Here is a 16,978-nt window from a genome sequence, read left to right as displayed (position 1 = left end):
CCTGATGACCACCACTTCGTCGCACTCGGCTGATCAGCCCAGCCCGAGCGCGGCCGCGATGGTTCGCACCGTCGCGGCCGGCCGACCGAGTACGTCGGCCGACGTGAACCGCAGGATCTGCCAGCCGGCCAGCACCAGGCCGTTCTGCCGGCGCAGATCCTTCACGAACACCCGGCGGTCGCGGTGAAGGTCGCCGTCGAACTCCACGACGACGCGTCGCTCGGGCCAGGCGAGGTCCACCTGACCGAGGAAGTCGCCCCCGGCGTCGCGGATGACGTACTGGAGCACCGGACGTGGCAGGCCGTTGTCGTGGAGGACCCATCGCAGAACCGACTCCATCGGCGAGCCGGCCAGCGCATCGGCGCACGGCAGGACCGACCGAGCCCGGGCGACCCCCCGCCGTCCCTTCGACCGGGCCAGGATCCGTGGAAACCCGCCGGCCGGGAACCCCTGCGCGAGCATCTGATCGGTGAGGGCCAGGAGCGCACCGGCGGGCAGGTCGGCGGCGAGGTCGATCCAGGTCCGGCTCGGTGACGTCACCGTGAGCCCCCGGACCACGCGTGTCTCGGGCTCGGGAACGACCGAGCAGTGGATGTGGCGGTCGCGACGGGAACGCACCCGCGAACCGGGAGGGACGGTGAGATGCACCCGCTCGTCCGCGGAGAGCAGCGGGAGGTCGTACCCCCACAGCTCCGCGGCGGTCCGATGGCTCAGTACCGCTCCGGAGGGGGCGCCGAGGAGGACGGCATCGATCCGCGGCCGGAGGCTCGGGGCCAGAGCGGCGGGAAGATAGGTGTCCCGCGAGGTCCGGAGGATCTCGCGGTGGCGCAACTGCCACTCCGAGATGCCGTCGGCCCGAGCCCGACGGCGATCGGTCGGTCGGCGCACACGCGGCGGGACCGGTGGGGTGGGCACCGCGAGAGCCTGGCCCGAAGTGCCTCCCCACCGCTGAGGCTGTCCACAGGCGCGGCGAGTGCGACGAACTGGTGGTGATCAGACGCCGATGGCCACCACTTCGTCGCACTCGGCGGGACGGGTCAGGCGAAGGCGCGGCCGGTCAGCTGTTCGTAGGCGGTGATGTAGCGCTCGCGGGTGGCGGCGACGACCTCGGAGGGCAGCTCCGGCGGCGGCGAGACGCGGTCCCAGCCGGACGACGTCAGCCAGTCGCGCACGTACTGCTTGTCGTAGGAGGGCTGCACCGATCCCGGAGCCCACGAGGAAGCCGGCCAGAAGCGCGACGAGTCGGGCGTGAGCACCTCGTCGCCGAGCACCAGGGAGTCCCCCGCGAGCCCGAACTCGAACTTGGTGTCGGCCAGCACGATCCCCGCGCCCGTGGCGATCTCCGCCGCTCGCGCGTAGAGCGCCAGGGTGAGGTCGCGCAGTTCGCCGGCGCGCCCGGCTCCGACGGCGTCCACGACCGCGGAGAAGTCGATCGCCTCGTCGTGCTCGCCCACCTCGGCCTTGGTGGACGGCGTGAACACCGGCGCCGGCAGCTGCGACCCCTCGACCAGCCCGGGCGGGAGGACGACGTCCCGGATCGACCCGGTCCGCGAGTACTCGACGGTCCCGGAGCCGGACAGGTAGCCACGCGCCACGCACTCCACCGGCAGCATCGAGAGCTTCCGGACCAGCATCGCGCGGCCGGCCACCGATGCGGGCACGTCGGTGGCGCTGATCAGGTGGTGGGACGCCCCGAAGTCGGCCAGCACCGGCGTCAGCTGCTCGAACCACCACACCGACAGCTGCGTGAGCACCCGCCCCTTGTCCGGGATGGGAGTGGGCAGCACGTGGTCGTAGGCCGAGATGCGGTCGGAGGCGACCAGCAGCAGGCGGCCGTCGCCGGCGTCGTAGATCTCGCGCACCTTGCCCCGAGCGACCAGGGGCAGGTCCAGGGTCATGACAGCGCAGCCAGCCGGTCGAACAGCGGGCCCAGGTTCGCCACGTACCGCTCCGGGCGGCAGATCTCGTCCAGCCGGGCCTCGTCCAGCACCACGCCGTCGGCCTCGGCCCGCGAGCGGAGGGTGGCGCGGAACGGCGTCCCGCTGTTCCAGGTCTCCATGGCCGCGCCCTGCACCAGCGCGTACGCGTCCTCGCGGGACAGCCCGCCCTCGACCAGCTCCAGCAGCACCGACGAGGTGTAGATCAGCCCGCCGGTCGACTCGAGGTTGGCCCGCATCCGGTCGGCGTCCACGACCAGGTTCTCCACGAGGCCCGCGGTGAGGTTCAGCAGGTAGTCGGTGGTGATCGCCGCGTCGGGCAGGAAGACGCGCTCGGTCGAGGAGTGCGAGATGTCGCGCTCGTGCCAGAGCGGGATGCCCTCCATGATCGGCACGATCGCCGCCCGCACCACCCGGGCCAACCCGGCGATCCGCTCGGACCGGATCGGGTTCTTCTTGTGCGGCATCGCGCTCGAGCCCTTCTGGCCCGACCCGAACGCCTCCGACAGCTCGCGCACCTCGGTGCGCTGCCCGTGCCGGACCTCCAGGGCGACCGCCTCGCAGACCGTCGCGAGGATCGCCAGCGCCGAGACCCACTCGGAGATCGAGTCGCGGATGACCACCTGCGTCGAGGCGTCGGCCGCCCGCAGCCCCAGCGCGGCGGCGACGTGCTGCTCCACCGACGGATCGATGAGCGAGTACGTGCCGACCGCACCGGAGATGGCCACGACGCCGACGCGGGCACGCGCCTCCCGCAGCCGGTCGCGGGACCTGGCGGCGGCGAAGGCCAGGTCGGCGACCCGGTGACCCCACACGTCGGGCTCGGCGTGCACCCCGTGCGTGCGGCCCACCTTGATCGTGTTCCGGTGCGCCAGCCCGTGGTCGCGGAGGGCCGCCACCAGCCGGTCGGCCTTCGCGAGCAGGACGTCGGTCGCGTCGGTGAGCTGCACGGCCAGCGCCGTGTCGAGCAGGTCGGACGACGTCATGCCGTGGTGCACGTACGCGGCGGCCGAGCGGGGCGTGGTGTTGTCGGCCCACGCGGTGAGGAAGGCGATGACGTCGTGCTGCGTCGTCTCCTCGATCTCCGCGACCCGCTCGGGCGTCGGCGGCGGCGCGTTGCGCACCGGCTCCACGACGTCGGCCGGCACCCGACCGGCCGCCACGTGCGCCTCCAGCACCAGCGTCTCCACGCGGCACCACAGCTCGTACTTGTGCTCGTCGCTCCAGACCCGACCCATCTCGGGGAGCGTGTAGCGCTCGATCATGCGGGTATCGCCAGACACGGCTCAGCTCGTCGCACCACGAGGACATCCTCCCGCAGGGCTAACGTGATCATGGACGGCCCCTACCGTCCCCGCCGGAGGTGCCTGATGCTGCGACGGGCCAACGACCTCACCGAACGGGCGCGCGCCCGCATCCGCGCCGCCCGCGAGCACGATCCGCACGCCTGGCCGGAGCTCGATCCCGACCGCGTGATCCTCGTCCACGACGATCCCGCGCCGATCGACTTCGTCCAGGACCCCACCGAGCACGACGAGGACGACGGCGCGACGCGACCGCCCCTGGGCAGCCCCGAGCCGGGAGCGCCGGACGTCGACGGCGCGGTCGGCCCGGGCGGCGTCAGCGGACCCCCGGAAGGTGGCCGGCCGCACCGCCCCGGCGAACGCACCCGGCGGTTGATGACCGGTGCGCGGCGGGACTCGTCGCCGGAGGCGGCCGTCCCGAACGGCCTGCGGACGGCGGCGTCCTGGTCCTGGCGGCTGATCGTGGTGATCGCCGGCTTCTACGTGCTGCTCTACGCCGCCGCGTACGTGGCCGTGGTCGTCGTCCCGGTGATCGTCGCGCTGCTGCTCGCCGCGCTGCTCCAGCCGGGCGCCGCCTACCTGGTCCGGCACCACTGGCCGCGGGCCCTGGCGGCGTTCACGATGCTGGTCGTCGGCCTCGGCGTGGTCGCCGGGATCATCACGCTGGTCGTGGAGCGCTTCACCGCGGGGTTCGCCGACCTCGCCGCGCAGGTGAGCAAGGGCCTGGAGCGGGTGGAGAGCCTCGTCGTCCGCACGTTCCCGATCACCAAGGGCCAGCTCGAGGACGCCGTCGGCCAGTTCCAGCACACCCTGGTCGACAACAAGGACTCGCTCGCCTCGGGCGCGCTGACCACGGCCGCGACGGTCGGCGAGGTGATCACCGGCTTCTTCCTCGCCCTGTTCACGCTGTTCTTCTTCCTCAAGGACGGCCGGTCGATCTGGCTGTGGCTGGTCGGGCTGTTCCCGCGCGACTCCAGGGCCTACCTCGACGAGGCCGCCCGGCGGGCCTGGCGCACCCTGATCTCCTACGTGCGCGCGACCGCGGCCGTCGCCCTGATCGACGCCATCGGCATCGGCATCGGGCTGGCGATCCTCCGCGTGCCGCTGGTCATCCCGCTCGCGGCGCTGGTGTTCCTCGGGGCGTTCGTCCCGATCCTCGGCTCGTTCCTGGCCGGGTCGGTGGCCGTCCTGGTCGCCCTGGTGTCGAAGGGCCCGATCACCGCGCTCATCGCGCTCGCGGTCGTCGTGGCGGTCATGCAGGTGGAGGGACACATCCTGCAGCCGCTGCTGCTGGGCCGCGCGGTGCGCGTGCACCCCCTCGCCGTCGTGCTGGCGATCGCGGCCGGGCTGCTCGTCGGCGGCATCTTCGGCGCGCTGATCGCCGTCCCCGTCGTGGCGTGCGCGAACGTGGCCGGCACCTATCTCAGCCGACGGCACGACGGGCCGCGGCCGCCGGAACCGAGGCCCGACCGGGCCAAACCGGCGGTCACCGCGACAGCGTAATCCGTCCCTCCACCGCGGCCAGGGCGATGTCGGTGCGCCACTGGGCGTCGGCCAGCCGGACGCCGGCCACCCGCTCGTAGGCGGCCTGCCGGGCGGCCGCGAGGTCCGCGCCCACGCCCACGACCGAGAGCACCCGTCCGCCGGCGGAGACCACCGAGCCGTCGGCTGCGAGCGCGGTGCCGGCGTGCAGCACACCGTCGCCGTCGGCCCCGGCGACCGGCGATCCGGTGCGCGGCGACTCGGGGTAGCCCGGAGCCGCGACCACGACCGTCACCGCCGCACCGGGGCGCCAGCGCAGCGGCGGGTGGTCGGCCAGCGTGCCCGTGGCGGCCGCGTGCAGCAGGCCCGCCAGGGGCGTCTCCAGCAGCGGCAGCACGACCTGGGTCTCGGGGTCGCCGAAGCGGGCGTTGAACTCCACGACCCGGACGCCGCGGGAGGTGAGGGCCAGCCCGGCGTAGAGCAGACCGCTGAAGGTCTCGCCGCGGCGCGCCATCTCGTCGACGGTCGGCTGCAGCACGGTGGCCAGCACGTCGTCGACCAGCCCGGGCGGCGCCCAGGGCAGTGGCGCGTAGGCGCCCATCCCGCCGGTGTTCGGGCCGCCGTCGCCGTCGTCCCGCCGCTTGAAGTCCTGCGCGGGCACCAGCGGCAGCACCGTCGTCCCGTCGGTGACGGCGAACAGCGACACCTCCGGCCCGTCGAGGAACTCCTCGACCAGCACCGCCCCGCCGGCGTCGAGCACCCGATGGCCGTGCGCCACGGCGGCGGCCCGGTCGTCGGTGACCAGCACGCCCTTGCCCGCGGCCAGCCCGTCGTCCTTCACCACGTACGGCGCGCCGGCCTCGCCGAGCGCCGTCTCCAGCTCCGCCGGCCCGCCGACCGGCCAGGAGCGCGCTGTCGGCACCCCGGCGGCGGACATCACGTGCTTGGCGAAGGACTTGCTGCCCTCGAGCTGCGCGGCCTCCGCCGACGGCCCGAAGCAGGCGATGCCGGCGTCCCGGACGGCGTCGGCCGCGCCGGCCACGAGCGGCACCTCGGGCCCGATCACGACGAGCTCGGCGCCCCAGTCGACGGCGACCCGGGCCACCGCATCGGGGTCGGCCGCATCGACGGCGAGCGGCTCGGCGAGCGCGCGGGTGCCGGCGTTGCCGGGGGCGCAGGCCAGCGCGGTCACCGCGGGGTCGGAGGAGAGAGCCACGCACAGGGCGTGCTCCCGGGCACCGGAGCCGATCACCAGCACGCGCACGGGAGTCGAATCTAGGGGACGGTCACCGCTGCCTGTTGGGCTGCTCCCGGATCGCGCGGTGGAACGACCGCATCTTCGCCTTCTCCGCCGCCCGCGCGCGGGCGTCGACGCGCAGCAGCTGGCGGTGCCCCTCGGCCTGCAGCTTGCGCCACGCCGAGTAGCGGGCTGGGTCGAGCGAGCCGTCGTCGATCGCGGCGGCGACCGCGCAGCCCGGCTCGGTGCGGTGCCGGCAGTCGCGGAAGCGGCAGTCGGCCGCGAGACCGGACACGTCGGCGTAGGCGGTGTCGACCCCCTCGGCGTCGTCGTAGAGCGAGAGCTCACGCATGCCCGGAGTGTCGACCAGGAGTCCACCGCCGGGCAGCAGGTGGAGTTCGCGGGCGGTGGTCGTGTGCCGGCCGCGCCCGTCGCTCCCCCGGATCCGGCCGGTCTCCGCGATCACGTCCCCGCAGAGCGCGTTCACCAGGCTGGACTTCCCGACGCCGGACGGTCCGACCAGGGCGCCGGTGCGTCCGGGCGGCACCAGGGCACGGACGGCGTCCAGCCCCTCCCCGGTCACCGAGCTCACCGCGAGCACGTCGACGCCGAGCGCGTCCTCGCGCACCTGCTCCACGAGCGCGGCCACGTCGTCGCACAGGTCGGCCTTGGTCAGCACCACCACCGGCGTCGCCCCGCTGCTCCACGCGACGGCGAGGTAGCGCTCCACCCGCCGGAGCCGCGTCTCGCCGGTCAGGGCGTCGACCACCAGCACCGCGTCGAGGTTCGCCGCCACGACCTGCGCGGCCGAGGTCCGGCCGGCGACCGTCCGCACGAAGGCGCCGGCCCGCGGGAGGACGGCGACCGCGAGCTCGCCGCGCAGCGCCACCCAGTCCCCCACGGCCGGCCCGGACAGTCCGCTCCCGTCATGGAGGGCGGCCGCCGGGTGCACCCGGCGCTCCCCCCGGGCGGTCAGCACGGTCAGCCGGCCGCGGTCGACGCGGGACACCCGGCCCGGCTCGCTGCCGGCCGGCAGGGCGCCGGCCCGGGTCGCCGTCCACCCGAGCTCTGAGACATCGATCACGACGGGCATGGTGGCTCGCTGGTCAACGCACTGTCGCGTGAATTTGACCCCGACACGTTCGCTTCAGTTCGCCGTCCGTCCATCCGATTCATGTCTCGTGAGGGACATGCGCGCGACCGAGTCGCTGGCAGTGCGACCAGCGACCCGCTTTGCCCAGCCCGTGGTCATCGGCCACCGGGGGGCCCCGGCCTACCGTCCGGAGCACACCGCCGCCAGCTACCAGCTCGCCATCGACCTCGGCGCCGAACTCATCGAGCCCGACGTCGTGGTCAGCCGGGACGGCGTGCTCGTCGTCCGGCACGAGAGCGAGCTGTCGCTGTCGACCGACGTCGCGGGCCGCGCCGACTTCGCCGGCCGCCGCACGACCAAGGAGGTCGACGGGACCGTCTGCACCGGCTGGTTCGCCGAGGACTTCACCCTCGCCGAGCTGCGCACCCTGCGCGCCGTCGAGCGGATGCCCGAGCTGCGACCCATGAACACCGCCTACGACGGGCACTTCGGCATCCTCACGCTCGGCGAGGTGGTGTCACTCGCCCGCAGCCGCTCGACCGACGACCGTCCGATCCGGGTGCTCGCCGAACTCAAGCACGCCGACTGGACCACCGCGCAGGGGCTGCCGATGGCCGAGCTGGTCGCCGCCGAGCTGTGCCGCCTCGACGCGGCCGGCACCGACGGGCCGGTGGTCGTGCAGTCCTTCGATCCCGCGGTGCTGCGCGACGTGCGCGCGCTGCTCGGCGAGCACGGGCCGCAGATGGTCCAGCTCGTCGACGACGACGCGGTGGGAGACCGGATGGTCAGCCGCCCCGGCCTGCGCGAGATCTCCACCTACGCCCAGGGCGTCGGCCCCAGCCGCGACCGCATCCTCGGCGGCCACGGACGACGGACGTCGAACCTGGTCGCCGAGGCACACCGCGCCGCTCTCTCGGTGTTCTGCTGGACCCTGCGCGCGGAGAACGCGTTCCTGCCGGAGGACCTGCGCGTGGGCACCGCCCCCCACGGGCTCGGCGACGCGCTCGCCGACGCCCGCCGGCTGCTCGCGCTCGGCGTCGACGGTCTCATCACCGACGCACCGGACTACGCCGTCCAAGCCGTGAGAGAACTGAGGATCTCGACGCTGGTCTGACGGCCCTCCCGCAGGGTCCCGCCGCGAGCCTGCGAGCGGTGGGGGCAGGAGGGTCCTTACTCGATCAGGTCGTGGATGAGCACGTTCTCGTCGCGGCCGGGGCCGACACCGATCACGCTGATCCGGGCACCGGAGAGTTCCTCCAGCCGACGCACGTAGGCCTGCGCGTTCGGCGGCAGCTCGCCGAACGTGCGGCAGTGCCGGATGTCCTCGAACCAGCCCGGCATCTCCTCGTAGACCGGCGTCGCGTGGTGGAAGTCGGTCTGCGTCATCGGCATCTCGTCGTGCCGGACGCCGTCGACCTCGTAGGCCACGCAGATCGGCACCGTCTCCAGGCCCGAGAGGACGTCGAGCTTGGTCAGGAAGTAGTCGGTGATGCCGTTGACCCGGCTGGCATACCGCGCGACGACGGCGTCGAACCAGCCGCAACGCCGGTCGCGGCCGGTGGTCACACCGACCTCGCCGCCCTGCTTGCGCAGGTACTCGCCGTTGGCGTCGAACAGCTCCGTCGGGAACGGGCCGGATCCCACGCGGGTCGTGTACGCCTTGAGGATGCCGACCACCCGCTCGATGCGGGTGGGCCCGATGCCCGAGCCCGTGGCGGCGCCGCCCGCGGTCGGGTTGGACGACGTGACGAACGGATACGTGCCGTGGTCGACGTCGAGCAGCGTGCCCTGCGACCCCTCCAGCAGCACCCATTCGCCGGCGTCGAGCGCGTTGCCCAGCAGCAGCCGGGTGTCGACGATGCGGTGCTTGAGCTGCTCGGCGTAGGCGGTGTACTCCTCCACCACCTCGTCGACGTCGATCGCCTTGCGGTTGTAGACCTTGACCAGGATCTGGTTCTTCTCCTGGAGCGTCCCCTCGAGCTTCTGCCGCAGGATCCCCAGGTCCAGCAGGTCCTGCACGCGGATGCCGACCCGGGCGACCTTGTCGCCGTACGCCGGGCCGATGCCGCGGCCGGTGGTGCCGATCTTGCGATTGCCCAGGAATCGCTCGGTGACCTTATCCAGGGCCCGGTGGTGCGGCATGATCAGGTGCGCGTCGGAGGAGATCACCAAGCGCGAGGTGTCCACGCCGCGCTCCTCCAGGCCGGCGAGTTCGCCGATCAGCACCTCGGGGTCGATGACCACGCCGTTGCCGATCACCGGGGTGCAGCCCGGCGTGAGGATCCCGGACGGGATCAGGTGCAGCGCGTACTTCTCGCCGTCCGGCGTGATCACCGTGTGACCGGCGTTGTTGCCGCCCTGGTAGCGAACGACGTAGGGCACGCGACCACCGAGCAGGTCGGTGGCCTTTCCCTTCCCCTCGTCGCCCCACTGGGCGCCGATCAGCACGACAGCCGGCATCGGGTCCTGGATCTCCTCGTCGATTCGGCAGGCCGGAGGGTCCCCGGCGGGTCAGGTGGCAGGGTATCCGCATGCCGTCGGTGCGTCTGGACCTCCGCCGCCTGGAACCGGGCCAGGCACCCCGGCCGCAGGACGTCGCCGCGGCGAAGGACGCCGAGGCGCTGGCCGTCCGCGGGCCGGTGCCGGCGCTCGCCGCCGTCCTCACCGTGCTGCTCAAGGCGGAGCGCTCGGCCACGGTTCCGGTCGCCTGGGAGCCGACCGGCGACAAGGACTCGCTGGGCCTGGCCCGCGACATCGGCGTCGGCACCGGCGAACAGCGCGAGCTCGGCCTCGTCCGGGACGACCACGGCGGGGTCCTGCTGCACCATGGCCGGATCGAGGCCGCGGGGGACGGACGACGGTCGCTGAGCCGTCGCATCGGTCTGCAGGCCCACCACGACGACATCAAGGTGGCCGACGGCGAGATCACCCGCATCGACGTCCGCCCGGACTGGCGTGCCGTCGACACGATCGGTGTGACGGTGATGCTGCAGCCGCTGCGGCCGACCCGGCAGACCAGCGGCCGCGCCCTCCAGGTCGCCTCGGATCCCGCCCGGATCGTGCGCGACGGCGTCCCGTACCCACGGCCGATCACCCGCTGGACGTGGTACGCCGACCACCGGCTGCGCTGGCTCCTGCAGCCCTGATGTGCCGGGACCTGCCCGCCGGGGCCGTGTCATGGACACTGGACCACACCCGGCCCGTCGAGGAGGTCCCGCTGCCGCCGTCCTGCGCCCCGACCGGGCGGACCCGCCGGTGATCGGAGATCGCCTGCCCCTGCTGGGTGCGTCGCCGGTCGCCCTCTCCCGCGGCCGTCGACTGGTCAGCGAGGCCCTCGCGCGGCCCAGCCTCCCGGCGCAGCTCGGCCTCGTCGTCGTGGTGGTGTTCTTCGGGATCCGGACGCCTTCGCTGCTCACGACCGGCGGGCTCGCGAGCGTGCTCGACCCGGCCGCGCTGCTCGGCATCGGCGGTGTGGCGGTCGCCCTGCTGCTGATCGCGGGACAGTTCGACCTGTCCATCGGCGTCACCGCGGTCGCGACGTCGTTGGTGACCGCGCTGCTGATCGAGCAGGCCGGCTGGAACACCTGGGCCGCCCTGCTCGGTTCGCTGGCGGCCGCGGTCCTGGTGGGCCTGGTCAACGGTTTCCTGGTGGTCAACACCGGACTGCCGAGCTTCCTGGTGACCCTGGCGACGTTCCTCGTGCTGCAGGGCGCGTCGCAGGTCGGCGTCCAGGCGCTGGCGGGCTCGGCCCGGGTGAGCGGCCTCGACGGCAATCCCGGCTGGGCCGCGGCCGAGACGGTGTTCGCGTCGACGATGCGGTTCGGGGAGGGGCGGTTCCGGGTCTCGTTGCTGTGGTGGCTGGTCCTGACCGCGGTGGCCAGCTGGGCGCTGTGGCGGACCCGGTTCGGCAACGCCGTGTTCGCCAGCGGCGGCGCGCGCCGGGCGGCACGCCAGCTGGGTGTGCCGGTCCAGCGGACGACGCTCACCCTGTTCTGCCTGACCGCGACCGCGGGGTGGCTGATCGGCACCCTCGGCCTGGTCCGGCTGGACGGCGTGCAGGTGGGTGCACCGGGTCTGGGCACTGCCGTGGACTTCGTCGTCGTCGCCGTCATCGGCGGCTGCCTGCTGACCGGCGGCTACGGGTCCACGATCGGGGCGGCCATCGGTGCCCTGGTCTACGCGGTGGCGCGCGAGGGCATCGCGCTCGCCCGCTGGGACCCGCCGTGGTTCCAGGTGTTCCTCGGGGTGCTCCTGCTCCTGGCCCTGCTGACCAACGGCGTCGTGCGCTACCGGCTGAAGGCGGTGCCGCGCTCGTGACCGCTCCCTCCCCCGCCACGGTGCCCGAGCTGGAACTGCAGCGGCTGAGCGTCCGCTACGGCAGCGTCCATGCCTTGTCCCGGGTCAGCGCCACGCTGCCGGCCGGTCAGATCACCTGCGTGCTGGGCGAGAACGGTTCCGGCAAGTCCACGCTGGTGGCCGTCGTCTCGGGGCTGCAACGGCACGACGAGGGCCTGCTCCTGATGCGCGGCGAGCCCGTGCGCTTCCGCTCCCCCCGGCAGGCCCGTGCCGCCGGGGTCGCCACCGTCTGGCAGGACCTCGCCGTCGCGCCGCTGCTGTCGATCTGGCGGAACTTCTTCCTGGGCGCCGAGCCCACCCGCGGGTTCTGGCCGTTGCGCCGTCTCGACGTCGAGCGGGCGCGGGAGATCACCGTGCGGGAGATGGAGCGCGTGGGGGTCGCCGGGCTGGACCCTGACCAGCCGGCGAGCACCCTGCAGGCCGGGGCACGACAGAGTCTCGCCATCGCCCGGGCCCGGCACTTCGGCGCCCGCGTCCTCGTGGTCGACGAGCCGACGGCGCCGCTGACAGTCGCGCAGCAGACGCTGCTGCTGCAGGCGATCGTCGCGGCCCGGAGCCACGGACTGGCGGTGCTCCTGGTGACGAACAATCCGCGTTACGCGCACCTGGTCGGCGACCGGTTCCTGTTGCTGGCCCACGGGTCGGTGGCCGGCTCGCTCACCAGGGAGGACGTCGACGCCGCGGACCTGATGCGGCTCATGGCCGGCGGGGAGGAGTTCAGCGCCCTGACCTCGGCGCTGACCGATCTGCATTCGGAGCTGGGCGACCGCTGATCGCCCCCGTCCGGGCGGCGTCCCCACGCGGGTGCGCGGCGGACGCCGTCCCGGTCCTTCGTCAGGTGAAGATGCTGACCCCACCGGGGCCGACGAGCAGACCCACGATGATCAGCACGATCCCCCAGAGCATCTGGCCTCGGAAGATCGCGAAGATGCCCGCGACCACCAGGACGACTGCGAGGATCCACAGAAGCGTGACCATGGCAACACTTCCCATCTGGACGAGCGCCGGTGTGGCGCCATGCACAGTTGTTAGTGATCACCGCAGCGCTCACCGAAACCGCGATTCGCGAATCGACCGGACGGACGGCGCGTCCAAACCCGCGGAACGGGACGATCTGTTCCGGAACCGTTCGTGAACCGCAATTCCTGTCTCGGCGGACCTGAGGTTCAGGGCGCCATCGAGGGGTCGCAGTCGCGCAGCAGCTGGACGCACCGCTCGTGCTCGTCGACCTCGCCGATCGCCTCCGCCGCCTTGGCCAGCTCGGTGACGCAGCGCAGGAAGCCCCGGTTCGGCTCGTGCGACCACGGCACCGGCCCGAAACCCTTCCAGCCGTTGCGGCGCAGCGCGTCCAGGCCGCGGTGGTAGCCGGTGCGCGCGTAGGCGTAGCCCTCGATCGTGTCGCTGAGGACGCGTTCGGACCGGCCGAGCGCCTGCTCGGCCAGCGCCGCCCAGGCGGCGCTCACGGTCGGGTGCCGGGAGGCGACCTCGGCGGGCGGGGTGCCCTCGGCGAGCTCCTCGTCGGCCTCGGGATTGGCCGGCAGCAGGGTGGCCGGCGGCTCGCCGAGCAGGTTGTGGGTGTGGGTCACGCCGTTCAGCCCGCCGTCGACTGGCCGGCGGACAGCAGGTCCTCGCACGCGGTGACGATGCGCTCGGCCATGCCGGTCTCAGCGGCCTTCAGGTAGCTGCGCGGGTCGTAGGTCTTCTTGTTGCCGACCTCGCCGTCGACCTTCAGGACGCCGTCGTAGTTGCTGAACATGTGCCCGGCGATCGGCCGGGTGAAGGCGTACTGGGTGTCGGTGTCGACGTTCATCTTCACGACGCCGTAGGACAGCGCCTCGCGGATCTCCGACTGCGCGGAGCCGGAGCCGCCGTGGAAGACCAGGTTGAAGGGCTTGTCCTCGGACAGGCCGAACTCCTTGGCGACGACGTCCTGACCCTGCTTGAGGATCTCCGGGCGCAGCTTCACGTTGCCGGGCTTGTAGACCCCGTGGACGTTGCCGAACGTCGCCGCGAGCAGGTAGATGCCCTTCTCACCGAGGCCGAGCGCCTTCGCCGTGGCCACGAAGTCGCCGGGCGCGGTGTACAGCTTCTCGTTGATCTCGTGGGCGACGCCGTCCTCCTCGCCGCCCACGACACCGATCTCGACCTCGAGCACGATCTTGGCGGCGGACGCCTTGCCGATCAGCTCCTCGGCGATCTGCAGGTTCTCGTTCAGGTCGATCGCCGAGCCGTCCCACATGTGCGACTGGAACAGCGGCTCCTGGCCGGCGTTCACGCGGTCCTGCGAGAGCGCGACCAGCGGGCGGACGTAGCCGTCGAGCTTGTCCTTGGGGCAGTGGTCGGTGTGCAGCGCGACGTTGACCGGGTACTTCTCGGCGACGACGTGCGCGAACTCGGCCAGGGCGACGGCGCCGGTGACCATGTCCTTCACCTTGGTGCCGGAGGCGAACTCGGCACCGCCGGTGGAGAACTGGATGATCCCGTCACTGCCGGCGTCGGCGAACCCGCGCAGCGCGGCGTTCACCGTCTCCGAGGACGTGCAGTTGATCGCCGGGTAGGCGAACCCGCCCTCCTTGGCCCGGCGGATCATGTCGGCGTAGACCTCGGGGGTCGCGATGGGCATGCGGGGCACTCCTGACGTGGGGACTCGACAGCTGGCTCGCGTCCAGTATCCGCTGCGCCGGTCGCCGCGGGGAGTCGGGCGGCTGCTCAGCCGTGCTCGACGCGGCTGGCCACCCGGGCCGCCACCACCACGGGGTCGTAGACCGGCGAGAACGGGGGCGCGTAGGACAGGTCGGAGCCCGAGAGCTGCTCGGCGGTCATGCGCGCCCAGATCGCGGTGGCGAACACGTCGATGCGCTTGCCGCTGCCGGGGCCGCCGACGACCTGGGCGCCGAGCAGCAGCCCGGAGCCGCGCTCGCTGATCAGCTTCACCGCGATCGGCGCAGAACCCGGGAAGTAGCCGGCCTTCGTCGTCGACTCGATCAGCTCGGACCGGAAGTCGTAGCCGGCGTCCGTGGCCTGGGTGGTGCACAGCCCGGTGCGCGCCACCTCCAGGTCGCCGACCTTCGTCATCGCCGTGCCCAGGACACCGTCGAACCGGGCCGGCCGCCCGCCGATCACCGAGCCCGCCACCCGGCCCTGCTTGTTGGCGTGCGTCCCCAGCGCCACGTGGATCGCCTCGCCGGTGAGCCGGTGCACGGTCTGCGCGCAGTCGCCGGCGGCGAAGACCTCCGGGTGCGAGCGGCTGCGCTGGGTCTGCCGGACGTCGATCGCGCCGGTGGCACCCAGCCGCAGCCCGGCCTCGCGGGCGAGCTCCACCTCCGGGCCCATGCCGAGGCCGAGGACGACGAGATCGGCGTCGTAGCTCCCCTGATCGGTGCGCACGGCCCGCACCACGCCGTCGGCATCGGTCTCGATCTCCCGGACCGGCTGGCCCGTCTGCACATCGATGCCCATGTCGCACATGGCCGCGCACACCCGCTCGCCCATGTCGTCGTCCAACTGGGCCATCGGCAGCGGGTCGGCGAGCACCACGGTGACCTCCAGCCCGCGGGTCTGCAGCACCTCGGCCATCTCCAGGCCGATGTAGCCGCCGCCGAGGACGACGGCCCGCTTCGCCCCGGCCGCGATCGCCGCGCGGATCTCGGCGCCGTCGGCCAACCGGTGCACGCCGTACACGCCGGCGGCGTCCAGCCCCGGCACCTTCGGGCGCAGCGGGCGGCCGCCGGTCGCGACGACCAGGTTGTCGTAGCCGATCGTCTCCCCGCCGGCGGCGACGACCTTTCCGGCCGCCAGATCGATCGCCTCGGCGCGGGTGTCGGTGCGCACCGTGATGTCCTGCTCGAGGAACGACTGCGGCGTGCGGGCGAGCAGCCTGTCGCGGTCGGACACCTGGTCGCCGATCCAGTACGGGATGCCGCAGGCGGAGTAGGAGATCTCCGGCCCCTGCTCGAGGACGACGATCTCCAGGTCCGCGGCATCGCGCAGCCGCCGCGCCTGGGCGGCCGCCGACAGGCCCGCGGCATCCCCACCGATGACGACCAGCCGCTGGGTGCTCACGGCGCCCAGCCTGTCATCGCGGGCCGGTCCGTGGGGAGGTCAGCCACCCGTCAGGGCGTCCACCGCCGCCAGGTCCCGCACCCCCGCCCGGCGGAACACCTTGCCTGGGTTGAGCAGGCCCTGCGGATCGAGGGCGTCCTTGATGGCCCGGTGCACGTCGAGCGCCACCGGCCCGATCTCCCGCTCCAGCCAGTCGACCTTGATGTTTCCGACGCCGTGCTCGCCGGTGATCGTGCCGCCCAGGGACAGGCCCAGCTCGAGGATGTCGTCGAAGGCGCCGTAGGCACGCTCCCGCTGACCGTCGTCGCCGCCGTCGAAGCAGACCGTGGGGTGCATGTTGCCGTCGCCGGCATGGCCCACCACGCCGATCGTGACGTCCCGCTGGGCGGCGATGTCGTCGCAGCCGTCGAGGAAGGCGGCGATCCGCGACCGCGGCACGGCCACGTCGTCGATCAGCACCGCCCCGCCGACCGCCTCCAGTGCGGGCAGCGCCATGCGCCGGGCGGCGAGCAGCAGGTCGCCCTCCGCCGGGTCGTCGGTGGAGTGGACGAAGTCGGCCCCCGCCTCCTCGCACAGCCGGGTGAGGACGGCGATCTCCTCGGCCGCGGCAGCCCCGCCGGCGTCGGACTGGGCGAGCAGCAGCGCGCGCGAGTTCGGGTCCAGGTCGGTCTTCAGCGCCGCGTTGACCGTGCGGATGCAGGTCTGGTCCATGATCTCGAGCAGGCTGGGCACCAGGCCGGAGGTGACCACCCGTTCGACGACCTGCCCGGCCTGCGCGGTCGTGCCGAACGCGGCGGCGAGAGTGGTCGGCCGCTGCGGCGCAGGCCGGAGGGCCAGGGTGGCCTCGGTGATGACACCGAGCGTTCCCTCCGAGCCCACGAACAGCCGCGCCAGGTCGTAGCCGGCGACGCCCTTGACGGTGCGGCGTCCGGTCCGCAGAACCCGGCCGTCGGCGAGGACCACCTCCAGGCCGAGGACGTAGTCGGTGGTGACGCCGTACTTCACACAGCACAGACCGCCGGAGTTCTGGGCGAGGTTGCCGCCGATCGTGCACCAGTCGTAGCTGGAGGGATCCGGGGGATAGAACAGCCCCGAGCCGGCGACCGCGTCGCGCAGGGTCTTGTTGACCACGCCCGGCTGGACGACGGCCAGCCGGTCGGCCGGCGCCACCTCGAGGACGGCGTCCATCCGGGTCATCACCATGGTGATCGCGCCGTCGACGGCGTTGCTCGCGCCGGCGAGCCCCGATCCGGCGCCGCGCGGCACGACCGGGACGCCGTGGCGCGAGGCCACCTGCATCACCGCGACCACCTCCGCGGTGCTCCGCGGCAGCACGACCGCGGCCGGGACGCCCGCCGGGGCGAGCATCGCCTGGTCCCGCGCGTAGGCCGCTGTCACGTCCGGATCGAGGAGCACGCTGTCGGCACCGAGCGCGTCCTGCAGCTCGGTCGCCCACCGCGTCGTGGTCGTCGTCACATTTCCCACGGTAGCGGGCGCCGAGTCTGCC

Annotated in this window: 16 protein-coding genes; 5 read left to right on the top strand and 11 right to left on the bottom strand. The window is 73.1% G+C overall.

What is annotated here, in order from left to right; all coding sequences use genetic code 11:
- Window positions 1-33: 33 nt before the first annotated feature.
- The 3 genes from AC2H4J_RS11770 to purB form a co-directional block, all read right to left on the bottom strand.
- On the bottom strand, window positions 34-915 hold the full coding sequence (locus AC2H4J_RS11770; RefSeq protein ID WP_487465062.1) for a DUF559 domain-containing protein: 882 nt from the start codon (window positions 913-915) through the stop codon (window positions 34-36).
- 122 nt (window positions 916-1,037) lie between these two features.
- The gene (locus AC2H4J_RS11765) at window positions 1,038-1,898 is read right to left on the bottom strand and encodes a phosphoribosylaminoimidazolesuccinocarboxamide synthase (RefSeq protein WP_487465061.1); all 861 of its coding nucleotides are present in this window, start codon (window positions 1,896-1,898) and stop codon (window positions 1,038-1,040) included.
- Window positions 1,895-3,220, bottom strand: coding sequence for an adenylosuccinate lyase (gene purB / locus AC2H4J_RS11760; protein WP_487465060.1), 1,326 nt, complete (start codon window positions 3,218-3,220; stop codon window positions 1,895-1,897). The genes AC2H4J_RS11765 and purB overlap by 4 nt, the downstream gene beginning before the upstream one ends.
- Before the next feature lie 87 nt (window positions 3,221-3,307).
- Here purB and AC2H4J_RS11755 point away from each other — a divergent pair, with 87 nt between their 5' ends.
- On the top strand, window positions 3,308-4,744 hold the full coding sequence (locus tag AC2H4J_RS11755; RefSeq protein WP_487465059.1) for an AI-2E family transporter: 1,437 nt from the start codon (window positions 3,308-3,310) through the stop codon (window positions 4,742-4,744).
- Here AC2H4J_RS11755 and purD read toward each other — a convergent pair.
- Both purD and rsgA read right to left on the bottom strand, forming a co-directional pair.
- Entirely contained in the window at window positions 4,728-5,987 is a 1,260-nt protein-coding gene (gene purD / locus AC2H4J_RS11750) for a phosphoribosylamine--glycine ligase (RefSeq protein WP_487465058.1), read from the bottom strand. The two genes, AC2H4J_RS11755 and purD, sit on opposite strands and share 17 nt — an antisense overlap.
- Window positions 5,988-6,009: 22 nt before the next feature.
- Window positions 6,010-7,053 (bottom strand): ribosome small subunit-dependent GTPase A, encoded by a 1,044-nt coding sequence (gene rsgA, locus AC2H4J_RS11745; protein ID WP_487465057.1) that lies wholly within the window; start codon window positions 7,051-7,053, stop codon window positions 6,010-6,012.
- A 97-nt stretch (window positions 7,054-7,150) separates the two neighbouring features.
- Here rsgA and AC2H4J_RS11740 point away from each other — a divergent pair, with 97 nt between their 5' ends.
- Window positions 7,151-8,167, top strand: coding sequence for a glycerophosphodiester phosphodiesterase family protein (locus tag AC2H4J_RS11740; protein WP_487465056.1), 1,017 nt, complete (start codon window positions 7,151-7,153; stop codon window positions 8,165-8,167).
- A 56-nt stretch (window positions 8,168-8,223) separates the two neighbouring features.
- Here AC2H4J_RS11740 and AC2H4J_RS11735 read toward each other — a convergent pair whose 3' ends face one another.
- Window positions 8,224-9,513, bottom strand: a complete 1,290-nt coding sequence (locus AC2H4J_RS11735; RefSeq protein WP_487465055.1) for an adenylosuccinate synthase — start codon at window positions 9,511-9,513, stop codon at window positions 8,224-8,226.
- A gap of 71 nt (window positions 9,514-9,584) precedes the next feature.
- Between AC2H4J_RS11735 and AC2H4J_RS11730 the strand changes: the two genes are divergently transcribed.
- The 3 genes from AC2H4J_RS11730 (at window position 9,585) to AC2H4J_RS11720 (ending at window position 12,182) form a co-directional block, all read left to right on the top strand.
- Window positions 9,585-10,199, top strand: coding sequence for a hypothetical protein (locus AC2H4J_RS11730; RefSeq protein ID WP_487465054.1), 615 nt, complete (start codon window positions 9,585-9,587; stop codon window positions 10,197-10,199).
- A gap of 109 nt (window positions 10,200-10,308) precedes the next feature.
- Window positions 10,309-11,370 (top strand): ABC transporter permease, encoded by a 1,062-nt coding sequence (locus AC2H4J_RS11725; RefSeq protein ID WP_487465053.1) that lies wholly within the window; start codon window positions 10,309-10,311, stop codon window positions 11,368-11,370.
- Window positions 11,367-12,182: an ATP-binding cassette domain-containing protein gene (locus AC2H4J_RS11720; RefSeq protein ID WP_487465052.1), complete on the top strand. Its 816-nt coding sequence runs from the start codon at window positions 11,367-11,369 to the stop codon at window positions 12,180-12,182. Before AC2H4J_RS11725 ends, AC2H4J_RS11720 begins: the two co-directional genes overlap by 4 nt.
- A gap of 61 nt (window positions 12,183-12,243) precedes the next feature.
- On the opposite strand, the gene AC2H4J_RS11715 is transcribed toward AC2H4J_RS11720, so the two are convergent.
- From AC2H4J_RS11715 to AC2H4J_RS11695, 5 genes are all read right to left on the bottom strand, one after another.
- Window positions 12,244-12,387: a GPGG-motif small membrane protein gene (locus tag AC2H4J_RS11715; RefSeq protein ID WP_487465051.1), complete on the bottom strand. Its 144-nt coding sequence runs from the start codon at window positions 12,385-12,387 to the stop codon at window positions 12,244-12,246.
- 188 nt (window positions 12,388-12,575) lie between these two features.
- Window positions 12,576-12,995 (bottom strand): DUF3151 domain-containing protein, encoded by a 420-nt coding sequence (locus tag AC2H4J_RS11710; RefSeq protein ID WP_487465050.1) that lies wholly within the window; start codon window positions 12,993-12,995, stop codon window positions 12,576-12,578.
- 5 nt (window positions 12,996-13,000) lie between these two features.
- Entirely contained in the window at window positions 13,001-14,032 is a 1,032-nt protein-coding gene (gene fbaA, locus AC2H4J_RS11705; protein ID WP_487465049.1) for a class II fructose-bisphosphate aldolase, read from the bottom strand.
- A gap of 86 nt (window positions 14,033-14,118) precedes the next feature.
- The gene (locus AC2H4J_RS11700) at window positions 14,119-15,471 is read right to left on the bottom strand and encodes an FAD-dependent oxidoreductase (RefSeq protein WP_487465048.1); all 1,353 of its coding nucleotides are present in this window, start codon (window positions 15,469-15,471) and stop codon (window positions 14,119-14,121) included.
- Window positions 15,472-15,510: 39 nt separating this feature from the next.
- Window positions 15,511-16,947 carry an FAD-binding oxidoreductase gene (locus AC2H4J_RS11695; protein ID WP_487465047.1) on the bottom strand — a complete coding sequence of 479 codons (1,437 nt, stop codon included), beginning with the start codon at window positions 16,945-16,947 and terminating at the stop codon, window positions 15,511-15,513.
- Window positions 16,948-16,978 lie beyond the last annotated feature (31 nt).

This window comes from Blastococcus sp. OS1-29 (assembly GCF_057628075.1).
The sequence above is the reverse complement of the archived record's forward strand: the minus strand, read 5'-3'. Positions and strand labels throughout refer to the sequence as shown.